This window comes from Bradyrhizobium sp. ma5 (assembly GCF_042258955.1).
Lineage (GTDB): Bacteria > Pseudomonadota > Alphaproteobacteria > Rhizobiales > Xanthobacteraceae > Bradyrhizobium.
Genome location: NZ_CP170156.1, coordinates 6,495,572 through 6,514,616, shown reverse-complemented (window position 1 = coordinate 6,514,616; position 19,045 = coordinate 6,495,572). Strand labels below are relative to the sequence as shown.

At 64.8% G+C, this 19,045-nt stretch carries 19 protein-coding genes, 1 other RNA gene and 1 pseudogene; 18 read left to right on the top strand and 3 right to left on the bottom strand.

All coding sequences use genetic code 11. From position 1 onward, the window contains the following. Window positions 1-63 precede the first annotated feature (63 nt). Both ACE103_RS30745 and ssrA read right to left on the bottom strand, forming a co-directional pair. Window positions 64-582 (bottom strand): SspB family protein, encoded by a 519-nt coding sequence (locus ACE103_RS30745; protein ID WP_375776102.1) that lies wholly within the window; start codon window positions 580-582, stop codon window positions 64-66. 143 nt (window positions 583-725) lie between these two features. Next, window positions 726-1,091: a transfer-messenger RNA gene (ssrA, locus tag ACE103_RS30740) on the bottom strand. Between the two features lie 76 nt (window positions 1,092-1,167). On the opposite strand from ssrA, the gene ACE103_RS30735 reads away from it, so the two are divergent. The 12 genes and pseudogenes from ACE103_RS30735 to ACE103_RS30680 all read left to right on the top strand — a co-directional run bounded on the left by ACE103_RS30735 (window position 1,168) and on the right by ACE103_RS30680 (window position 11,676). Continuing rightward, window positions 1,168-1,779: a chromate transporter gene (locus ACE103_RS30735; protein ID WP_375776101.1), complete on the top strand. Its 612-nt coding sequence runs from the start codon at window positions 1,168-1,170 to the stop codon at window positions 1,777-1,779. Continuing rightward, window positions 1,776-2,309: a chromate transporter gene (locus ACE103_RS30730; protein WP_223975525.1), complete on the top strand. Its 534-nt coding sequence runs from the start codon at window positions 1,776-1,778 to the stop codon at window positions 2,307-2,309. Before ACE103_RS30735 ends, ACE103_RS30730 begins: the two co-directional genes overlap by 4 nt. A 144-nt stretch (window positions 2,310-2,453) precedes the next feature. Next, a pseudogene (locus ACE103_RS30725) lies at window positions 2,454-2,903 on the top strand (tripartite tricarboxylate transporter TctB family protein); the annotation flags it as partial. A 7-nt stretch (window positions 2,904-2,910) separates the two neighbouring features. Then, a complete protein-coding gene (locus tag ACE103_RS30720; protein WP_223975529.1) occupies window positions 2,911-4,425 on the top strand; it encodes a tripartite tricarboxylate transporter permease in 1,515 nt (504 codons plus the stop codon). 130 nt (window positions 4,426-4,555) lie between these two features. Beyond that, window positions 4,556-5,536, top strand: coding sequence for a tripartite tricarboxylate transporter substrate binding protein BugD (locus tag ACE103_RS30715; RefSeq protein ID WP_375776100.1), 981 nt, complete (start codon window positions 4,556-4,558; stop codon window positions 5,534-5,536). 175 nt (window positions 5,537-5,711) lie between these two features. Beyond that, a complete protein-coding gene (locus ACE103_RS30710) occupies window positions 5,712-6,506 on the top strand; it encodes a thymidylate synthase (RefSeq protein ID WP_092115855.1) in 795 nt (264 codons plus the stop codon). Continuing rightward, window positions 6,506-6,991, top strand: coding sequence for a GNAT family N-acetyltransferase (locus ACE103_RS30705; protein ID WP_375776099.1), 486 nt, complete (start codon window positions 6,506-6,508; stop codon window positions 6,989-6,991). The genes ACE103_RS30710 and ACE103_RS30705 overlap by 1 nt, the downstream gene beginning before the upstream one ends. Further along, a complete protein-coding gene (locus ACE103_RS30700) occupies window positions 6,991-7,503 on the top strand; it encodes a dihydrofolate reductase (protein ID WP_375776098.1) in 513 nt (170 codons plus the stop codon). Before ACE103_RS30705 ends, ACE103_RS30700 begins: the two co-directional genes overlap by 1 nt. Window positions 7,504-7,647: 144 nt before the next feature. After that, window positions 7,648-8,790 (top strand): FtsH protease activity modulator HflK, encoded by a 1,143-nt coding sequence (gene hflK, locus ACE103_RS30695; protein ID WP_375776097.1) that lies wholly within the window; start codon window positions 7,648-7,650, stop codon window positions 8,788-8,790. Continuing rightward, window positions 8,787-9,686 (top strand): protease modulator HflC, encoded by a 900-nt coding sequence (hflC, locus tag ACE103_RS30690; RefSeq protein WP_375776096.1) that lies wholly within the window; start codon window positions 8,787-8,789, stop codon window positions 9,684-9,686. Before hflK ends, hflC begins: the two co-directional genes overlap by 4 nt. A gap of 106 nt (window positions 9,687-9,792) precedes the next feature. Further along, on the top strand, window positions 9,793-9,993 hold the full coding sequence (locus tag ACE103_RS30685) for a DUF2065 domain-containing protein (protein ID WP_092115850.1): 201 nt from the start codon (window positions 9,793-9,795) through the stop codon (window positions 9,991-9,993). 186 nt (window positions 9,994-10,179) lie between these two features. Further along, window positions 10,180-11,676, top strand: coding sequence for a Do family serine endopeptidase (locus tag ACE103_RS30680; protein WP_375776095.1), 1,497 nt, complete (start codon window positions 10,180-10,182; stop codon window positions 11,674-11,676). Between the two features lie 159 nt (window positions 11,677-11,835). On the opposite strand, the gene serB is transcribed toward ACE103_RS30680, so the two are convergent. Beyond that, complete coding sequence (gene serB / locus ACE103_RS30675; protein ID WP_375776094.1) at window positions 11,836-12,753, bottom strand: phosphoserine phosphatase SerB; 918 nt, start codon at window positions 12,751-12,753, stop codon at window positions 11,836-11,838. Here serB and miaA point away from each other — a divergent pair. The 6 genes from miaA to ACE103_RS30645 all read left to right on the top strand — a co-directional run bounded on the left by miaA (window position 12,752) and on the right by ACE103_RS30645 (window position 19,038). Next, the gene (miaA, locus tag ACE103_RS30670; protein WP_375776093.1) at window positions 12,752-13,681 is read left to right on the top strand and encodes a tRNA (adenosine(37)-N6)-dimethylallyltransferase MiaA; all 930 of its coding nucleotides are present in this window, start codon (window positions 12,752-12,754) and stop codon (window positions 13,679-13,681) included. The genes serB and miaA overlap by 2 nt on opposite strands. Window positions 13,682-14,075: 394 nt before the next feature. Next, window positions 14,076-15,851 carry an acetolactate synthase 3 large subunit gene (locus ACE103_RS30665; protein WP_375776092.1) on the top strand — a complete coding sequence of 592 codons (1,776 nt, stop codon included), beginning with the start codon at window positions 14,076-14,078 and terminating at the stop codon, window positions 15,849-15,851. Window positions 15,852-15,865: 14 nt separating this feature from the next. Further along, window positions 15,866-16,852 carry a threonine dehydratase gene (locus ACE103_RS30660; protein WP_375776091.1) on the top strand — a complete coding sequence of 329 codons (987 nt, stop codon included), beginning with the start codon at window positions 15,866-15,868 and terminating at the stop codon, window positions 16,850-16,852. A gap of 22 nt (window positions 16,853-16,874) precedes the next feature. Then, window positions 16,875-17,417: an acetolactate synthase small subunit gene (ilvN, locus tag ACE103_RS30655; RefSeq protein WP_016841057.1), complete on the top strand. Its 543-nt coding sequence runs from the start codon at window positions 16,875-16,877 to the stop codon at window positions 17,415-17,417. A 3-nt stretch (window positions 17,418-17,420) separates the two neighbouring features. Then, on the top strand, window positions 17,421-18,116 hold the full coding sequence (locus tag ACE103_RS30650; protein WP_212310478.1) for a class I SAM-dependent methyltransferase: 696 nt from the start codon (window positions 17,421-17,423) through the stop codon (window positions 18,114-18,116). A 43-nt stretch (window positions 18,117-18,159) separates the two neighbouring features. After that, window positions 18,160-19,038 (top strand): EamA family transporter, encoded by an 879-nt coding sequence (locus ACE103_RS30645; RefSeq protein WP_375776090.1) that lies wholly within the window; start codon window positions 18,160-18,162, stop codon window positions 19,036-19,038. The last annotated feature ends 7 nt before the right edge of the window (window positions 19,039-19,045 follow it).

The window sequence follows — 19,045 nt, the reverse complement described above, 5'->3', positions numbered from 1 at the left end:
GACGGTCTGTCATCCCGGCCCTCGCAAGCATCCTACAAGGTCGCGGATTGATCGGTGTTTAGATTATTTCTTGCGGAAGCGGTCCAGCCGCACGACCTCGGCGCCTTCGCTGGGCTTCGTCGGCTCCTGCTCGGTCTCGGCCGTCTCGGGCTCGACCGCCCGGGCGGCCGGTGCGGGAAGGGGAGAGGCCGGTGCCGTCGCGGGCGGGGCGTCCTCGGACAGCGCCTCCGAGACGTCGAACCGTAGATCGAACGGAGCAGACGGATCGAGGAAGCGGGTCACCGCGGCGAACGGCACGTTCAGCCGCTCGGGAATCCCGCCGAACGACAGGCCGACCTCGAACCGGTCCTCGGTCACCACCAGATCCCAGAACTGGTGCTGCAGGATGATGGTCATCTCCTCCGGATACTGCGCGAGCAGCCGCGGCGACAGCTTCACGCCGTCGCCGTGCGAGAGGAAGGTGATGTAGAAATGGTGCTCACCCGGCAGGCCATGTTCGGCGGCGTCGGACAATACCCGGCGCAGCACCCCGCGCAGCGCGTCGCGCGCCAGCACGTCATATCGGATGTGATCGGTCGCCATCGTATTCCTGTCGCTTCGAAAATGCCGGCAAGGCCTCGTTGGACCTGTCCGACTCGCCCTTTTGGCCATGCTACTCCGCCGGGACCCGGAAATCAGCAGGGCTGGCAGCGGAAAATGCGGGCGGACGCCCGATCGGGAAATAAAGTGGAGGCTTCTGTTGCCAGGTGCCTCCGAACCCCGCCTAACGGAGCTTAACCCGTTAGGACTTTAAGATGGTCTTTCAAACTGCGTTACGCAGCCTGAGCAACCGGAGCAAAGTTGTCGTTGGCAACTATTGCATTAGCCCGATAACGGCGGAACCATACCGAGAAAAAACACGCCCTTTACGCCCTCGTCGATCCTATTTCGCCCCCGCCAAAAGCCACCGAAGCTAGAGGCTCGGATGGGTTTTGGTGGAGGCGCCGGGTACCGCCCCCGGGTCCGAATGGTTTATTGCGACGGCCATTTATTTCCATAGCCGGCGAACCGGCATCCCCAATATAGGCGGCACGAACGAAGAAAAATAGAGCCGATTCAGGCTTGTTCAGGTGTGAAAACACGCCGATTTGGGTTGGCCCGCCTCCTAACGCCGTTCTAGATTTTGCCATGCCCCCGGAATCCCCGCCGGTTGCCGCCCCGGCGCCGGATGCCTCCGTACCGTCTGCGCCCCTCCGGCCCGGCCTGCTCGAGCTGTTCCTGGCCTTTGCCAAGATGTTGCTGGCCGGCTTTGGCGGGGTCCTGGTCTGGGCCCGGCGGTCGATCGTCGAGCAGCACCGCTGGATGACGGCGGAGGAGTTCAACGAGACCTTCGCGCTGTGCCATTTCCTGCCAGGTCCGAACATCGTCAACCTGTCGGTCGTATTCGGCTCGCGCTTTCGCGGCATCGCCGGCGGCCTTGCGGCCTTCGCCGGGCTGGTGGGGCCGCCGATGGTGATCGCGACAATCCTTGCCGCGCTCTACGCCCGCTACGGCGATATCGACGTCCTGCGCCGGACGCTCGCCGGCGTGGCCTGTGCCGCGGTCGGGCTGCTGTTCGCGGTCGTCCTCAAGATGATGATGCCGCTGTTGAAGCGGCGTGATGTCACAGGCCTCGTCATTCTGGCGGCGGTTTTCGTCGCGATCGGTCTGATCCGATGGCCGCTCCAGATCGTGCTGCTGGCGGCGATCCCGCTCAGCATCGCGACGACAGTTTTGGCGCGACGCATGGTGAAGGCATGAGCTCGGAGCCCAGCCCGATCGCAGCACTGGTCTGGACCTTCGGCCTGATGTCGCTGTTTGCGGTCGGCGGAGCCAATTCGGCGATCCCCGAAATGCACCGCGCCGCCGTCGACGTGCATCACTGGCTGACCGACAAGCAGTTCGCCGACGTGTTCGCGATCTCGCAACTCTCGCCGGGACCGAACGTGCTGATCGTGACGCTGATAGGCTATTCTGTCGCAGGCGTCGCGGGGGCATTGGCCGCAACGGTCGCGATGTGCGGACCGACCGCGTTGCTTGCCTATTATGTGAGCCGTTTCCTCGATCGCTCGCGCGACGCGCGTTGGCCGGCGATCATTCAGGCCGCATTGGTTCCGCTGTCGATCGGCTTGATGGCTGCCTCCGGCCTGATCGTGGCGCAGACATCAGACCAAAGTTGGATCGCGATCCTGATCACCATTGTCGCAGCCGCGCTTGCTTTTGCGACACGGATCAATCCCTTATGGATGCTGCTTGCCGGAGGTCTCTTGGGTTTTGCTGGCGTTGTCTGACGAAAATCGCTAGCAAGGCTTTCGGTCAACGCACCACAAGCCAAGCCATTCAATCACAACGGGCGGGACAGCCCTGACGGGGGAAGCGCAGTCATGAGCGATACGCCAAGCGAGGCGCCGGTCAAATCGATCTTGCCGAAATGGGTGCGCGGTCCGCAGGACTTTGTCGGCGGGCTTGTCATGATGGCGGTTGCCTTGTTTGCGTTGTGGGCTTCGAGCGATCTGCAGGGCATGCATGGATTCTCGTTTGGTGCCGGAACCGCACCGCGCATGTTCGCCGTGCTGCTGCTGCTGCTCGGCGGCGCTGTCGCGCTGATGGGGCTCCTGAACGACGGCCCGCATATCGCGGCCTATTCATGGCGCGGGCCGCTGTTCGTATCGGCAGCGATCGTGTTCTTTGCGGTGTCGATCCGGCCGCTTGGGCTCGTCGTCACGGCATTTGCCAGCTTCATGATTGCGGCACTCGGCTCGGAGGAGACGAAGTGGCTGGAGGCGACCATCGTCGGTGCCTGTCTGACGCTGGGCTGCGCATTGTTGTTTCCTTACGTGCTGGGACTTCCGATGCCGATGTTCCCTCGTTTCTTGATTCAGTGAGGGCGCAATGGAACTGTTCGCCAATCTAGCCCACGGTTTTGCCGTTGCGCTTTCGCCGATCAATCTTCTGATGTGCCTGATCGGCGCTCTGGTCGGTACGCTGGTCGGCGTGCTGCCGGGCATCGGCACCATCGCCACCGTCGCCATGCTGCTGCCGATCACCTTCGGCCTGCCGCCGGTCGGCGCGTTGATCATGCTCGCCGGCATCTATTACGGTGCGCAATATGGTGGCTCGACCACCTCGATCCTGGTCAATATTCCGGGCGAGGCGACCTCCGTGGTCACCGCGCTCGACGGCCACCAGATGGCACGACAGGGCCGCGCCGGCCCGGCGCTCGCGATTGCCGCGATTGGCTCGTTCTTCGCCGGTTGCGTCGCGACCGTGCTGATCGCCGTGCTCGGCGCACCGCTGACCAAGCTCGCGCTAGCATTCGGCCCGGCCGAATATTTCTCGCTGATGGTGCTCGGCCTGATCTTCGCAGTGGTTCTCGCCAAGGGCTCGGTGCTGAAGGCGATCGCGATGATCGTGTTCGGCCTGCTGCTGTCGATGGTCGGCTCCGACATCGAGACCGGCGCATCGCGCATGGCCTTCAACATCCCCGAGCTTGCCGACGGCCTCGGCTTCGCGACGGTGGCGATGGGCGTGTTCGGCTTCGCGGAGATCATCCGCAATCTCGACGCCGGCGCCGGGATGAGCCGCGATCTGGTGCAGCAGAAGATCACCGGCCTGATGCCGACCAGGAAGGATCTGATGGATTCCGCGCCGGCAATCGTGCGCGGCACCATCCTGGGCTCGATCCTTGGCATCCTGCCGGGCGGCGGCGCTGTGATCGCGTCGTTTGCCGCGTATACGCTGGAGAAGAAGATTGCCAAGGATCCGTCGCGGTTCGGCCGCGGCGCGATCGAGGGCGTAGCGTCGCCGGAAAGCGCCAACAACGCCGCGGCGCAGACCTCGTTCATCCCATTGCTCACGCTCGGCATCCCGCCGAATGCGGTGATGGCGCTGATGGTCGGTGCGATGACCATTCATGGCATCGTGCCGGGTCCGCAGGTGATGGTGAAGCAGCCCGACCTGGTCTGGGGCATGATCGCCTCGATGTGGATCGGCAACCTGATGCTGATCATCATCAACCTGCCGCTGGTCGGCATCTGGGTCCGTCTGCTGCGCGTGCCGTACCGGCTGATGTTCCCCTCGATCGTGATCTTCTGCGCGATCGGCATCTACTCGGTGAACAACGCGCCGGTCGACGTCGTGCTCGCAGGCGCGTTCGGTCTGGTCGGCTACTGGCTGATCAAGCACGATTTCGAGCCGGCACCGCTGCTGCTCGGCATGGTGCTGGGTCCGCTGATGGAAGAGAACCTGCGTCGTGCACTCCTGATCTCGCGCGGCGACTGGAGCGTGTTCCTGTCGCGGCCGCTGTCGGCGGTGCTGCTGGCGATCGCGGCGGGTCTCCTGGTGCTCGCCGTGCTGCCGACCTTGCGTGCGAAGCGCGACGAAGTGTTCGTGGAGTCCGAGGGCTGAGTGCTTCGCCTGCGTCGGCGCGCCGCAGGCGGAAGTCGAATCGACACTCGATGTCGTCTCATGAAATGAAAATGCCGGCCGATTTGGCCGGCATTTTTATTTGGTCAAAACGTTCCCGGGAGGAATTGAGATGATGTCCGTTCGCTCGCTTGCGGGCGCATGCCTTTCGGCATTTGTCGCGCTGGGCGCATTCGCCGTGCCGGCCTCCGCGCAAAACTATCCGACCCGTACCATCACCATGATCGTGCCGTTCGCAGCCGGCGGTCCGACCGACGTGATCTCGCGCATCGTCACCGCGCACATGGCGCAGACGCTCGGACAGAGCATCGTCATCGAGAACGTGGTCGGTGCCGGCGGCACCACGGCGACGACGCGCGCCGCACGCGCCGCCAATGACGGCTACACGCTCGTCACCGGACATATGGGCACGCACGCAGCTTCCGTGCCGCTCTATCCGAAGCTTGCCTATCATCCGGAGAAGGATTTCGAGCCCGTCGCGCTGCTCGCGGGTACGCCGATCCTGATCCTTGCCCGCAAGGATTTCCCGCCGAAGGATCTGAAGGAATTCGTCGCCTACGTGAAGGCCAATGCCGACAAGGTCAACGCCGCGCATGCCGGCGTCGGCTCGGTCTCGCATGCCTCCTGCGAGCTGTTGAATTCGATCCTCGACGTCAAGCCGGTGGGTGTGCCCTTCAACGGCACCGGCCCCGCCATGAACGCACTGGTCGCCGGCCAGGTCGACTACATGTGCGACCAGATCGTCAACGCGGTGCCGCAGATCAACGCCGGCACCATCAAGGCCTATGCGGTCGCGACCGCCGAGCGCAATCCGTCGCTGCCCAATGTTCCGACCACGGCAGAGGCCGGCCTGCCGGCGTTCCAAGCCCAGGCCTGGAACGCGATCTTCGCGCCGAAGGGAACTTCGCCCGCGATCATCGCCACGCTGAACGCCGCGGCCATCAAGGCGCTCGACGACGAGAACGTGCGCAAGCGGCTGCTCGAGCTCGGCAGTGTGATCCCGGCGCCCACCCACCGCACGCCGGAGGCGCTCGCGACCCTCGTCAAAAGCGAGATCGCGAAGTGGACCCCGGTGCTCAAGCCGGCAAGTTAAGCCAACGCGATCAATCGGATAGGGCAGGGGCGGAACACAAGTTCCGCCCCTTGTCGTTTGGCGCAAGGGTGCTCACTTTTCGGGGTATAATCGGTGCAATCAGCCGAATCATCGTGTCGGCCGGCGGCCTCGACCGTTAAGTTCGCCGCTTCCCGAAGGGTCCGAAACCAGCGCCATGAACCAGTATCACGACCTGCTTGAACGCATCCTCGCCGACGGCGCCGAGAAGCACGACCGCACCGGCACCGGCACGCTGTCAATCTTCGGCCACCAGATGCGCTTCAACCTGTCGGCCGGCTTCCCGATGCTGACCACCAAGCGGTTGCCGCTGAAGGCGATCGTGCACGAGCTGCTCTGGTTCCTCGCCGGCGACACCAACATCAAATATCTCAACGACAACGGCGTCACGATCTGGGACGAATGGGCCGACGCCAATGGCGATCTCGGCCCGGTCTACGGCTCGCAATGGCGGTCGTGGCCCGCGCCCGATGGCCGCAGCATCGACCAGATCGCTGGCGTGATCGAGATGATCAAGCGCAATCCGGACTCGCGGCGGCTGATCGTCAGCGCCTGGAATCCGGCCGAGGTCGACAAGATGGCGCTGCCGCCGTGCCACTGCCTGTTCCAGTTCTATGTCGCGAACGGCAAATTGTCCTGCCAGCTCTATCAGCGCTCCGGCGACGTCTTCCTCGGTGTGCCCTTCAACATCGCCTCCTATGCGCTGCTGACCATGATGGTCGCGCAGGTGACGGGCCTCAAGCCCGGCGATTTCGTGCACTCGCTCGGCGACGCGCATCTCTACTCGAACCACCTCGAGCAGGCGCGGCTGCAATTGACGCGGCCGACGCGGCCGTTGCCGACGATGGCGATCAATCCCGACGTGAAGGATATCTTCGCGTTCCGCTACGAGGACTTCAAGCTCGAGGGTTACGACCCGCATCCGCACATCAAGGCTGAAGTCGCGGTCTGATGTCGCTCACCATCCGCCGCGCGCGGCCCAATGAGGCCGGACTGGTGTTCTCGCTGGTCCGCGAGCTCGCCGACTACGAAAAGCTTTTGCACGAGGTCCACGCCAGCGAGGCCGATATCGCCGAGGCGCTATTCGGCGGCAACCCGCGGCTGACTTGCGACATCGCGGAATGGAATGGCGAGCCGGCCGGCTTCGCGGTCTGGTTCGTCAACTTCTCGACCTTCGCCGGCCGCCACGGCATCTATCTCGAAGACCTCTTCGTGCGTCCGGCGCTGCGCGGCAAGGGCATCGGCAAGGCGCTGTTGGTGCATCTGGCCAAGCAATGCCTCGCCAACGGCTGGTCGCGCCTGCAATGGGCGGTGCTCGACTGGAACGCGCCGTCGATCGCCTTCTACAAGTCGCTCGGCGCCGAGATGATGGACGAATGGACGATTTGCCGCGTCTCCGGCCAGGCGCTGTCGGCGCTCGCGCAAGGAGCGCGCTGATGGAGATCGTGCTCGTCGTCGCGGTCGCCGAGAATGGCGTGATCGGAAATGCCAACGCAATACCGTGGCGGCTGAAATCCGACCAGCAGCGCTTCAAGACGATCACGCTGAACAAGCCCATCGTGATGGGACGCAAGACGTTCGAATCCCTGCGCCGGCCGCTGCCGGGGCGCACCAACATCGTGGTGACGCGCGATACGAATTATCGCGCGCGCGGCGCCATCGTCACTACGTCGTTCGAAAATGCCCGTGCCATTGCGCTTGGTGACGCGCTGCGGCGTTTCGCCACTGAAATTGCCGTCATCGGTGGCGCGGAGATCTATGCGCAATCGATGGGCATGGCCGATCGGCTGGAGATCACCGAGGTTCACGCCCGGCCCGACGGCGATACACGGTTCGACACTATCGACGCGAAAGAGTGGGACGAGGTCGCGCGCGTGCGAAATCCGGCTGGTCCGGACGACAGCGCGGACTTCTCCTATGTGACATATCGTCGGCGCGGCCGGGGTTAACCAATGTTTGCATTGACAATTTTGCCCCGGCGCATAGCTCGTCCGGCAAGGAAGCTTGCGTTGTAAGGGCCTGAGCGGTCCCCTATAACCGGGCCGGACATTCGAGGCCGGGCGTCCCGTCCGGACTTGTCGAGGAGATGTTTGATGCCGTGGAAAAATCAAGGCGGGGGGCCATGGGGCTCGGGTCCGAAAGGACCATGGGGCACAGGTCCGCAGTCAGCCGGGCCAAGACCGCCGGATCTTGAGGATCTGCTGCGGCGCGGCCAGGACCGGCTGCAGCAGTGGATGCCCGGCGGTCATTTCAGCGGCATGGGCATCGCGCTGGTGCTGGTCGCCGCGCTGGCGATCTGGTTCGCCACCGGGATCTTCCGCGTCCAGTCCGAAGAGCTCGGCGTCGTGCTGCGCTTCGGCAAATACGTCCGCGATGCCCAGCCGGGCCTGCGCTACCACCTGCCGTATCCGATCGAGACGGTGCTGCTGCCGAAGGCGCTGCGCGTCAACACGATCTCGATCGGCATGACCCTGATCGACGATCCCGCACGGCGCGGCCGCACCATGCGCGACGTGCCGGAAGAGAGCCTGATGCTGACCGGCGACGAGAACATCGTCGACGTCGATTTCACCGTGCTCTGGCGTATCAAGCCGGGCGGGGCCGGCGCCTATCTGTTCAACATCCAGAATCCCGAAGGCACCGTGAAGGCGGTTGCCGAAAGCGCGATGCGTGAGGTGATCGGCCGCTCGCAGATCCAGCCGATCCTGACCGGGGCGCGCAACGTCACCGAGCAGAACGTCCAGGAGCTGATGCAGAAGACGCTCGACAACTACAGCGCGGGCATCCAGATCACTCAGGTGCAGATGCAGAAGGTCGATCCGCCGGCGCAGGTGATCGACGCATTCCGCGACGTGCAGGCGGCGCGCTCCGACCTCGAGCGCAAACAGAACGAGGCGCAGACCTACGCCAACCGGATCGTGCCGGAAGCGCGTGGTCGGTCCGCGCAGATCCTGCAAGCCGCCGAGGGCTACAAGGAGCAGGCGGTCGCCGAGGCCAAGGGCCAGAGCGCACGCTTCCTGAAAGTCTATGATGAATACAAGAAGGCACCCGAAGTGACGCGCGAGCGCATCTATCTGGAGACCATGGAACGCGTGCTCGGTAGCTCCGAGAAGCTGGTCTATGACGGCGGCCAGGGCCAGAATATCGTGCCCTATCTTCCGCTCGGCGAACTGACGCCGCGGCGTCCGCCGGCAGCGCCGGCCACGACCGGCCAGCAGCAGGGAGCCACCCGATGAGGTCCCCTGTCACCGGCATTGTGTCCCTGATCGTCCTCTTCATCGTGCTCGCCGTCGGCTACAGCTCGATGTTCACCGTGGCGCAGACCGAGCAGACCATCGTGCTGCGGTTCGGCGAGCCGGTTGAGGTCGTCACCGATCCCGGCCTGCACTTCAAGGCGCCGTGGAATTCGGTGATCAACGTCGACAAGCGCATCCTCGATCTCGAGAACCCGTCGCAGGAGGTGATCGCCTCCGACCAGAAGCGGCTGGTGGTCGACGCCTTCGCGCGCTATCGCATCAAGAATGCGCTGCGCTATTATACCAGCGTCGGCTCTATCCAGGCCGCCAATTTGCAGCTGACGACGCTGCTCAACGCGGCGCTGCGCCGCGTGCTCGGCGAGGTCACCTTCATCACGGTGGTGCGTGACGAGCGCGAGAAGCTGATGGCACGGATTCGCGAGCAGCTCGACAGGGAGGCCGACGGCTACGGCATCGAGGTCGTCGACGTCCGGATCCGCCGCGCCGACCTGCCGGAGCAGAACAGCCAGGCGGTGTACGACCGGATGAAGTCCGAGCGTCAGCGCGAAGCGGCCGAGTTCCGTGCCCAGGGCGACCAGAAGGCGCAGGAGATCCGCTCCAAGGCCGACCGCGAAGCAACGGTGATCGTCGCCGAGGCGAACTCGACCGCGGAGCAAACCCGCGGTGCGGGCGATGCCGAGCGCAACCGCCTGTTCGCCGAGGCCTATGGCAAGGACAAGGACTTCTTCGCGTTCTATCGCTCGATGACGGCCTATGAGAATAGTCTGCGCTCCGGCGACACACGTTTCCTGTTGCGGCCGGACTCGGAATTCTTCAGATACTTCGGCAATGCGAACGGCAAGTCGCCTGAGGCGGCCGCCGCGCCGAAACAGTAACGTCACGACGAACACCAAGACCTAAGTGTCAAGACTTGGCGGCGATGCGGAACACGCGTCGCCGCCACTCAACAACAATAAGCATCGAGCGGGAGGCTGCCATCCGATGAAGTCCATAGCGTTCGGCGACTTCCTCATCGGGTTGGGAATCCTGTTCGTGCTCGAAGGCATCCTGTTTGCGGCAAGCCCCGCCTGGATGCGCCGGGCGATGAAGAGCGCACTGGCGACGCCCGACAACATCCTGCGCATCGTCGGCATCGGCTCGGCGGTTGCGGGACTGATCCTAATCTGGCTCGTGCGGCGCTGATCACTGCCTGTTCCACCGCGCAGATCGCGCCGGAATGAACATAATCGTGAGCCTCGTGCGGCCGGTTTTTCGCCGGAATGCCCGGCTGAGATGCTTGCGCCATATGCCCGTTCGGGCGCACTCTATGATCACGGGCGCATACTGCGACCAACTAATTTGAATCCGTTTGCCTGGAGAAACTCCGACATGATCGCTGCCAGACCAGCCATGAGCCGTCGCCTCCGCATGATGGGAGCTGCGATCTCGATCGGTGCTGCGAGCATGCTGAGCTCCGGGCCGGCGTCCGCGCGCGGCCCCGAGGGCATCGCCGACATCGCCGAGAAGGTGATCGACGCCGTCGTCAACATCTCGACGTCGCAGACGATCGAGGCCAAGGACCGGACGATGCCGCAGCTGCCGCCCGGCTCGCCGTTCGAGGAATTCTTCGACGACTTCTTCAAGAACCGCCGCGGCCCGCCTGGCAAGGGCGGCGACAAGAGCGGCGAGTTCCAGCCGCGCAAGACCAACTCGCTCGGCTCCGGCTTCATCGTCGACACCGCGGGTATCGTCGTTACCAACAACCACGTCATCGCCGATGCCGACGAGATCAACGTCATCCTCAACGATGGCACCAAGATCAAGGCCGAACTGGTCGGCGTCGACAAGAAGACCGACCTCGCGGTCCTGAAGTTCAAGCCACCGAAGCCGCTCACCTCGGTGAAGTTCGGCGACAGCGACAAGATCCGTCTCGGCGATTGGGTGGTCGCGATCGGCAACCCGTTCAGCCTCGGCGGCACGGTGACGGCAGGCATCGTCTCGGCCAAGAACCGCGACATCAGCCAGGGCCCGTATGACAGCTACATCCAGACCGACGCGGCCATCAACCGCGGCAATTCCGGCGGTCCGCTGTTCAACCTCGATGGCGAGGTGATCGGCGTCAACACGCTGATCATCTCCCCGACCGGCGGCTCGATCGGTCTCGGTTTCGCGGTGCCGTCGAAGACGGTGGCGGGCGTCGTCGACCAATTGCAGAAGTTCGGCGAGCTGCGTCGTGGCTGGCTCGGCGTGCGCATCCAGCAGGTCACCGACGAGATCGCCGACAGCCTCAACATCAAGCCGGCGCGCGGCGCGCTGGTTGCCGGCGTCGACGACAAGGGTCCGGCCAAGCCGGCCGGCATCGAGCCGGGCGACGTCATCGTCAAGTTCGACGGCAAGGACGTCAAGGATCCGAAGGACCTGTCGCGCATCGTCGCCGACACTGCGGTCGGCAAGGAGGTCGACGTCGTCGTCATCCGCAAGGGCAACGAAGAGACCCGCAAGGTCACGCTCGGCCGGCTCGAGGACAACGACAAGGCTCAGCAAGCCAACGCCAAGCCCAAGGACGACACCGCCGAGAAGCCGGTGACCCAGAAGGCGCTCGGTCTCGACCTGGCCGCGCTGAGCAAGGATCTGCGCACCAAGTACAAGATCAAGGACAGCGTGAAGGGCGTTATCGTCACAGGCGTCGACAGCAACTCCGATGCTGCCGAGAAGCGTCTGTCGGCCGGCGACGTCATCGTCGAGGTGGCGCAGGAGGCGGTGTCCAGCGCCGCCGACATCAAGAAGCGTCTCGATCAGCTGAAGAAGGACGGCAAGAAGTCCGTGCTGCTGCTGGTCTCCAACGGCGACGGCGAGCTGCGCTTCGTCGCGCTCGGCGTGCAGTAGAGGCGCGCGCTCACGCCTCACCCGTCACTGTCATCCCCCGCGAAAGCGGGGGATCCAGTATGCCGCGGCCGTTCTTGTTGAGGAAGTGGGCAACGGCTTTTCCAAGTAACTTGCATCGGTGGTTATGGGTCCCGGCCTGCGCCGGGACGACACCGTAGACTACCTCTCGACGAACTCATCCCGCCGATAGCCCTGCGCGTACAACAGCGCGGTGAGGTCGCCGTGATCGATCCGCGCCGCCGCGGCGGCTGCGACCGCGGGCTTGGCGTGATAGGCGACACCGAGACCTGCGGCCTGGATCATGCCGAGATCGTTGGCGCCATCGCCCGTGACCAGCGTGTCGATGTCGTCGAGGTCGAAGGATTCGGTCAGCTCGACCAGGGTGGCGAGCTTGGTGGCGCGGCCGAGGATCGGCTCGATCACTTCGCCGGTCAGCTTGCCGTCCGCGACCTGCAACTGGTTGGCGCGGTTCTCCTGGAAGCCGATCTTCTCCGCGACCACCGTGGTGAACAGGGTGAAGCCGCCGGAGATCAGGCAGGTATAGGCACCGTGCGCGCGCATCGTCATCACCAGCGCGCGGCCGCCCGCCGTCGGCGTGATGCGCTTCTCCAGCACCTCGTCGACGACGCCGACGGGCAGACCCTTGAGCAGGGCCACCCGCTCGCGCAGCGCGGACTCGAACTCGATCTCGCCGCGCATCGCACGCTCGGTAATGGCGGCCACATGGGCCTTCAGCCCGGCGAAGTCGGCGAGCTCGTCGATGCATTCCTGGCCGATCATGGTCGAATCCATGTCGGCCAGAAAAAGCTTCTTGCGCCGGCCGAGCCGAGGCTGCACGACAATGTCGATCGGCAGGTCGCCGCGGGCCTGGCGCAGCCGCTCCTCGATGGCCTTGATCTCGTCCCTGCCGGCGTCTCCGCTCGAATTTTGGCTCTCGAACGGAATGTCGACGGCGACTTCGTTGAACAGCCACTGCGCCGGACCCGGTGAGGGCAGCACGGCCCGCGCACCGTCGACGATGGTGGAGTCGAGCGCGGGGCTTGCAGGATTGCAGATCAGCGTGGCAACGAGGGACATGCAGGCGCATTCAGGATTGTTGGACAAGGCAGTGCTTATCGCAGGGCCGACCGCCAGCGGCAAGTCGGCCCTGGCGCTCGAGCTTGCGCAGCGGACCGGCGGGGTCGTGATCAACACCGACTCCATGCAGGTCTATCGCGACCTCCGGATCATCACCGCGCGGCCAACCGCTGCCGAGGAGGCGCAGGTTCCGCACAGGCTCTATGGCCATGTCGACGCCAGCGTGAATTTCTCCGCGGGGGCCTGGGTGACCGACGCGGCAAATGTGCTGGGCGAGGCGCGTGCGCAGCGACGGCTGCCGATCTTCATCGGCGGCTCGGGCCTCTATTTCAAGGCACTGACGCGCGGCCTGTCGGCGGTGCCGCCGATACCGGCCGATGTGCGCGACGGCGTGCGCGCAAGGCTGGACCAACACGGCGTCGAGGCGCTGCATGCCGAGCTTGCACTACGTGATCCGGTATCGGCCGAACGGCTGAAGCCGCGCGACCGCACCCGCATCGCGCGGGCGCTCGAAGTCGTCGAGGCCACCGGCCGCCCGCTGCCGGACTGGCATCGCGATGGCCTGCCGCCGCTGCTGCCGCCGGGCCAATTCCACGCGTTGTTTCTGGCACCGGAGCGCGAGCGGCTCTACGCGCGGATCGACGCTCGGTTCGGCGCGATGCTCGATGCCGGCGCGCTCGACGAGGTCGCGGCGCTGGCCGCGCGCGGGCTCGATCCGCTGCTGCCGGCCATGAAGGCTCATGGTGTCCCGGCGCTGATCCGGCACCTCAAGGGGGAGATCAGCCGTGAGCAGGCCGCCGAGATCGGCCGAGCCGATACCCGCCACTACGCCAAGCGCCAGTTCACCTGGTTTCGCCACCAGCTCCCGGAATTCGAATGGGTCGCGCCCGAGGCGGCGAAGGGGTGGCTGGAGGCGCAAATCCCGTAGCCCCGTTGGCCCCCATCCGGGCTACGGCCTCTCGGACTGCGCCGCTCCGCCCGCGCGCCCGTCTGCCATGCGCGTTGCGCCGCGCAAAAACACTCGCCGAACGGCTGGAACCCCGTTACACTTCAAAAATCGCGAAACTGCTTGCCTTGCCTTGACATTCGGGCTTTGGCCGCTATGTTCGCGCAACCTTTGGGAAGACTGGGTCACCTCGTGCGCAACATTATTACCAAACTGCTTATCGCCGTCGTACCCAGGCACACCGCCGGGGATGGCTAGCGGCCATCCAAATTCGGGCGGTGTGCATGGGGCCTCTGGGGCCCCTTTTTATTGCCCGAAACAGAACTGACGAGAACTGACAAAAGCCGCGCAAAAACAAGCGCATCCGGAGCGAACCATGACCGACAAGAGCCACGATCCCAATCAGATGACCGGCGCCGCGATGATCGTGCGCGCGCTCATCGATCACGGCGTGCAGCATGTCTTCGGCTATCCCGGCGGCGCGGTGCTTCCAATCTACGACGAGATTTTCCAGCAAAGCGAAGTCGAGCACATCCTGGTGCGCCACGAGCAGGGCGCCGGCCATGCTGCCGAAGGCTATGCCCGCTCGACCGGCAAGCCCGGCGTGGTGCTGGTGACGTCAGGGCCCGGCGCCACCAACATGGTGACGCCGCTGACCGACGCGCTGATGGACTCTATCCCGTTGGTCTGCATCACCGGCCAGGTGCCGACCCACCTGATCGGCAATGACGCCTTCCAGGAATGTGACACGGTCGGCATCACGCGGCCGGCCACCAAGCACAACTGGCTGGTGCGCGACGTCAACGACCTCGCCAGGGTGCTGCACGAAGCCTTCTATGTCGCGACCACCGGCCGCCCCGGTCCGGTGCTGGTCGACGTGCCGAAGGACGTGCAGTTCGCCACCGGCACCTATCATCCGCCGCGCAAGTCGGACGTTCACATCTCCTACACGCCGCGCGTGAAGGGCGATGCGACCCAGATCCGCAAGGCGGTGGCGCTGCTCGCCAATGCCAAACGTCCCGTGATCTATTCCGGCGGCGGCGTGATCAATTCCGGTCCCGAGGCTTCGCAACTGCTGCGTCAGCTGGTGGAGGCGACCGGCTTCCCGATCACTTCGACCCTGATGGGACTGGGCGCCTATCCGGCGTCGGGGCCGAACTGGCTGGGCATGCTGGGCATGCACGGCACCTATGAGGCCAACATGACGATGCATGATTGCGACGTCATGCTGTGCGTCGGCGCGCGCTTCGACGACCGCATCACCGGCCGCGTCGATGCGTTCTCGCCGGGCTCGAAGAAGATCCACATCGATATCGACCCGTCCTCGATCAACAAGAACATCCGCGTCGACGTGCCGATCATCGGCGACGCCGGCAACGTGATCGGCGACCTGCTGCAGGTGTTCAAGGCGGAAGCCAGGAAGCCCGACATCAAGGCGTGGTGGCAGCAGATCGCGCAATGGCGCGCGCGCAATTCGCTGTCGTACCGGAAGAACAACGATATCATCCTGCCGCAATACGCGATCCAGCGCCTGTTCGAGCTGACCCGCGGCAAGGACACCTACATCACGACCGAAGTCGGTCAGCACCAGATGTGGGCCGCGCAGTTCTTCGGCTTCGAGGAGCCGCACCGCTGGATGACATCCGGCGGTCTCGGCACCATGGGCTACGGCCTGCCGGCCGCGGTCGGCGTGCAGGTGGCGCATCCGGACAGCCTGGTGATCGACATCGCCGGCGACGCCTCGGTGCAGATGACGATCCAGGAGATGTCGACGGCGGTCCAGTTCGAGCTGCCGATCAAGATCTTCATCCTGAACAACCAGTACATGGGCATGGTGCGGCAGTGGCAGCAGCTGCTGCACGGCAACCGCCTGTCGCATTCGTACTCCGAGGCGCTGCCGGACTTCGTCAAGCTCGCCGAAGCCTATGGCTGCGTGGGCCTGCGGGCGACCAAGCCGTCCGATCTCGACGGTGCGATCAAGGAGATGATCTCGATCAAGCGCCCAGTGCTGTTCGACTGCCGCGTCGCCGCGCTCGAGAACTGCTTCCCGATGATCCCGTCGGGCAAGGCGCACAACGAGATGCTGCTGCCGGAAGAAGCGACCGACGAAGCCACCGCGAAGGCCTTCGCCGGCGGCAAGGCGCTGGTGTGAGGTGAGGGTGGATCATGTTTGATCTCAGCGAGCTCGAGCGCGCGCACAGGATCGTCGGCACCGCGGTGCCGGCGACGCCGGCGTATGCCTGGCCGCTGCTGGCCGAGCGGCTCGGCACCGAGGTCGTGGTCAAGCATGAGAACCACACGCCGATCGGCGCCTTCAAGGTGCGCGGCGGCTTGGTCTATCTCGAGCGGCTGAAGCGCGAGCGGCCCGATGTGCCCGGCATCATCTCGGCGACGCGCGGCAATCACGGCCAGAGTCTGGCGTTTGCCGCGAGCCGCCACGGCGTACCGGCGGTGATCTACGTGCCGCGCGGCAACTCGGTCGAGAAGAACCGCGCCATGCACGCGTTCGGCGCCGAGCTCGTCGAGCACGGCGAGGACTTTCAGGCCGCGCGCGAAGAGGCCGAGCGCCGCGCCCAGTTCGCAGGCCTGCACATGGTGCCGTCGTTCCACCCAGACCTGGTGCTGGGCGTTGCGACCTATGCGCTGGAACTGTTTCGATCGGCGCCCGATCTCGACATTCTCTATGTGCCGATCGGGCAGGGCTCCGGCATCTCCGGCTGCATCATGGCGCGCGACCTGCTCGGGTTGAAGACCGAAATCGTCGGCGTGCAGTCGACCGAGGCGCCGTCCTACGCGCTGTCGTTCGCGGCCGGCAAGATCGTCACCACCGAGACCAGCAACACGCTTGCCGACGGCATGGCGACGCGGATTCCGGACGCCGATGCATTCGTGCTGATCCGCAAGGGCGCCTCGCGCATCGTGCAAGTCACCGACGACGAGGTCGGGCAGGCGATCCGTGCCTACTGGACCGACACCCACAATCTCGCCGAGGGCGCAGGTGCTGCGGCGCTCGCGGCCGCGCTGCAGGAAAAGAGCAAGCTCGCCGGCAAGCGGGTCGGCCTGATCCTTAGCGGCGGCAATATCGATTTCGATCTGTTCCGGACCTGGATGGGGACAGATGCTGCGCCGGCTGCCCAGCGGGCGGTGGCGTGAAAAGAATGCAAGGGGACGACCAATGAACCAGCCCGCATCCGCCTACTTCCTCGAAGAGCGTCACGATCCGAACGAGACTCACACGCTGTCCGTCCTGGTGCAGAACGAGCCCGGTGTGCTCGCGCGCGTGATCGGGCTGTTCTCCGGCCGCGGTTACAACATCGAGAGTCTCACGGTTTCGGAAACCGAGAGCCAGAAACACCTTTCGCGGATCACCATCGTCACCACGGGCACGCCGATGGTGATCCAGCAGATCAAGCATCAGCTCGACCGCATGATTCCGGTCTACCGCGTCGTCGACATGACGCTGACCGGCAGCTCGATCGAGCGCGAGCTCGCGATGGTCAAGGTGAGGGGCGGTGGCGACCACCGCGTCGAGGCGCTGCGGCTGGCGGATGCGTTCCGCGCCCGGGTGATCGATGCCACGACCGAGAGCTTCGTGTTCGAGATCACGGGCAACTCGTCCAAGATCAGTCAGTTCATCGACCTGATGCGCCCGCTGGGCTTGGTCGAGGTGTCACGAACCGGGGTGGCCGCGATCACGCGTGGGCCGGAAGGGATGTGAATCATGTTGGCGCGCGACTGGTACTACACGCAACGGCGGCAGGTCGGTCTCGATACCGCGGTTGCCTCGATCTATGACGTCAGCGAGGACAGCGATGTCCGTGCCCGACAGGCGCTGACCATGCTCGGCGTCAAGCCGGGCTGGCGGATCGCCGATATCGGCTGCGGCAACGGCGTGCTGGCGACCGAGGCGGCGCTGATGGGCGCCGAGGTCGACGCGATCGACATCTCGCCGGCGATGATCGGGCTTGCCGAAATCTACGCGCGCGACCGCAAGGCGAAGATCCGGACCCAGCCGGCCGGGCTGTTGTCCTTTGCCTATCAGCCGAACTCTTACGACGTCATCGTCAGTGAGTTCACGCTGCACCACCTGCCGGACTTCTGGAAGGCGGTGGCGCTGTCGCGGATCTTCAACGCGCTGAAGCCCGGCGCAAATTTCTATCTGCGCGACATGGTGTTCGTCAGCATGCCCGACGGCGTCGATCGCGATGTCGAGGGCTGGGCCGATTTCTCGATCAAGAACCACGATTTCGAGCGCGAAAGCGTGATGACCCATATGCGCGACGAGTACTCGACCTTCGGCTGGGTGATGGAGCGCATGCTGACCGAGACCGGTTTCACCCTGGTCGCCGCCGACTATCACGCGCCGCTGCACGGCACCTACCTGCTGCGCAAGCCGAAGCCGGACGAACAGATCTAGAGCTTGCATCGACAGAGCCAAACCGAACCAAAGAAGAAGAACAATGAAGCCGGCCGATGTTGGCATCGCCGTCATGGTCGCGGTGATCTGGGGGCTTGCGTTCGTCGCAAGCCGGATCGCGCTCGATGAGCTGCCGCCCGAATTGATGACGGCGCTGCGCTTCGGCATCGCGGCGGTGCCGTGCCTGTTCCTGCCCAGGCCTCGCCAGGTGTCGTGGCCGCTGCTGGTCGGAATCAGCCTCACTTTGTTCCTCGGCCAGTTCCTCGCGCAATCCATCGCCATCGCCCATGGCATGCCGGTCGGGCTGACCAGCGTGATCGTGCAGAGCCAGGCGCTGTTCACCATCGGTTTTGCTGCGGTGCTGTTCGGCGAATTGCCGTCGCGGTTGCAGACCGTCGGCATCGGCATCGCCGCGATCGGTCTGCTGATGATCTGCGGCACCGTCGGATACGATTTCAGCGTCGCAGCCTTTGCCATCCTGATGATCTCGCCGGTCTCGTTCGCCATCGGAAACCTGCTGCTGCGGCCGGCGCAGGGCGCACGCATGTTCGACCTGTTCGCATGGCTGTGCCTGTGTGCCGCGATCCCGTTGTTCGGTCTGTCGCTGTTGACGCTAGGCGCGAAGCCGATGTGGCAGGCGCTGTCGCATCTGTCGCCGGCCGGCATTGTCGCCATGCTGTTTGTCGGCACCGTTTCCACCAGCATCGCCTATTGGCTGTGGGGCCGGCTGCTCAGGGATTATCCGGCGGCGCAGGTGGTGCCGTTCGCGCTGCTGGTGCCGTTCGTCGGCTCCGCCGCTTCCAGCATCGTGTTCGGCGAGAGGTTCGGGCCGCTGCGGCTAGCCGGCATGCTTACAGTCATCGCCGGTATCGCCGTGATGCTGCTGTCGAAGCGGCCAAAAGCTCTGCCGAAAGTTGCGTGAGGGCACC

Coding starts and splice junctions, on each gene's coding strand:
- ACE103_RS30720 (WP_223975529.1), top strand. CDS start 2,911: ATGGAACTGTTCGCCAATCTAGCCCACGGTTTTGCCGTTGCGCTTTCG.
- hflC (WP_375776096.1), top strand. CDS start 8,787: ATGAGGTCCCCTGTCACCGGCATTGTGTCCCTGATCGTCCTCTTCATC.
- ACE103_RS30650 (WP_212310478.1), top strand. CDS start 17,421: ATGTTGGCGCGCGACTGGTACTACACGCAACGGCGGCAGGTCGGTCTC.
- ACE103_RS30735 (WP_375776101.1), top strand. CDS start 1,168: ATGCCCCCGGAATCCCCGCCGGTTGCCGCCCCGGCGCCGGATGCCTCC.
- ACE103_RS30680 (WP_375776095.1), top strand. CDS start 10,180: ATGATCGCTGCCAGACCAGCCATGAGCCGTCGCCTCCGCATGATGGGA.
- ACE103_RS30745 (WP_375776102.1), bottom strand. CDS start 582: ATGGCGACCGATCACATCCGATATGACGTGCTGGCGCGCGACGCGCTG.
- miaA (WP_375776093.1), top strand. CDS start 12,752: ATGCAGGCGCATTCAGGATTGTTGGACAAGGCAGTGCTTATCGCAGGG.
- ACE103_RS30665 (WP_375776092.1), top strand. CDS start 14,076: ATGACCGACAAGAGCCACGATCCCAATCAGATGACCGGCGCCGCGATG.
- ACE103_RS30700 (WP_375776098.1), top strand. CDS start 6,991: ATGGAGATCGTGCTCGTCGTCGCGGTCGCCGAGAATGGCGTGATCGGA.
- ACE103_RS30660 (WP_375776091.1), top strand. CDS start 15,866: ATGTTTGATCTCAGCGAGCTCGAGCGCGCGCACAGGATCGTCGGCACC.
- ACE103_RS30730 (WP_223975525.1), top strand. CDS start 1,776: ATGAGCTCGGAGCCCAGCCCGATCGCAGCACTGGTCTGGACCTTCGGC.
- ACE103_RS30705 (WP_375776099.1), top strand. CDS start 6,506: ATGTCGCTCACCATCCGCCGCGCGCGGCCCAATGAGGCCGGACTGGTG.
- ACE103_RS30685 (WP_092115850.1), top strand. CDS start 9,793: ATGAAGTCCATAGCGTTCGGCGACTTCCTCATCGGGTTGGGAATCCTG.
- ACE103_RS30710 (WP_092115855.1), top strand. CDS start 5,712: ATGAACCAGTATCACGACCTGCTTGAACGCATCCTCGCCGACGGCGCC.
- serB (WP_375776094.1), bottom strand. CDS start 12,753: ATGTCCCTCGTTGCCACGCTGATCTGCAATCCTGCAAGCCCCGCGCTC.
- hflK (WP_375776097.1), top strand. CDS start 7,648: ATGCCGTGGAAAAATCAAGGCGGGGGGCCATGGGGCTCGGGTCCGAAA.
- ACE103_RS30645 (WP_375776090.1), top strand. CDS start 18,160: ATGAAGCCGGCCGATGTTGGCATCGCCGTCATGGTCGCGGTGATCTGG.
- ilvN (WP_016841057.1), top strand. CDS start 16,875: ATGAACCAGCCCGCATCCGCCTACTTCCTCGAAGAGCGTCACGATCCG.
- ACE103_RS30715 (WP_375776100.1), top strand. CDS start 4,556: ATGATGTCCGTTCGCTCGCTTGCGGGCGCATGCCTTTCGGCATTTGTC.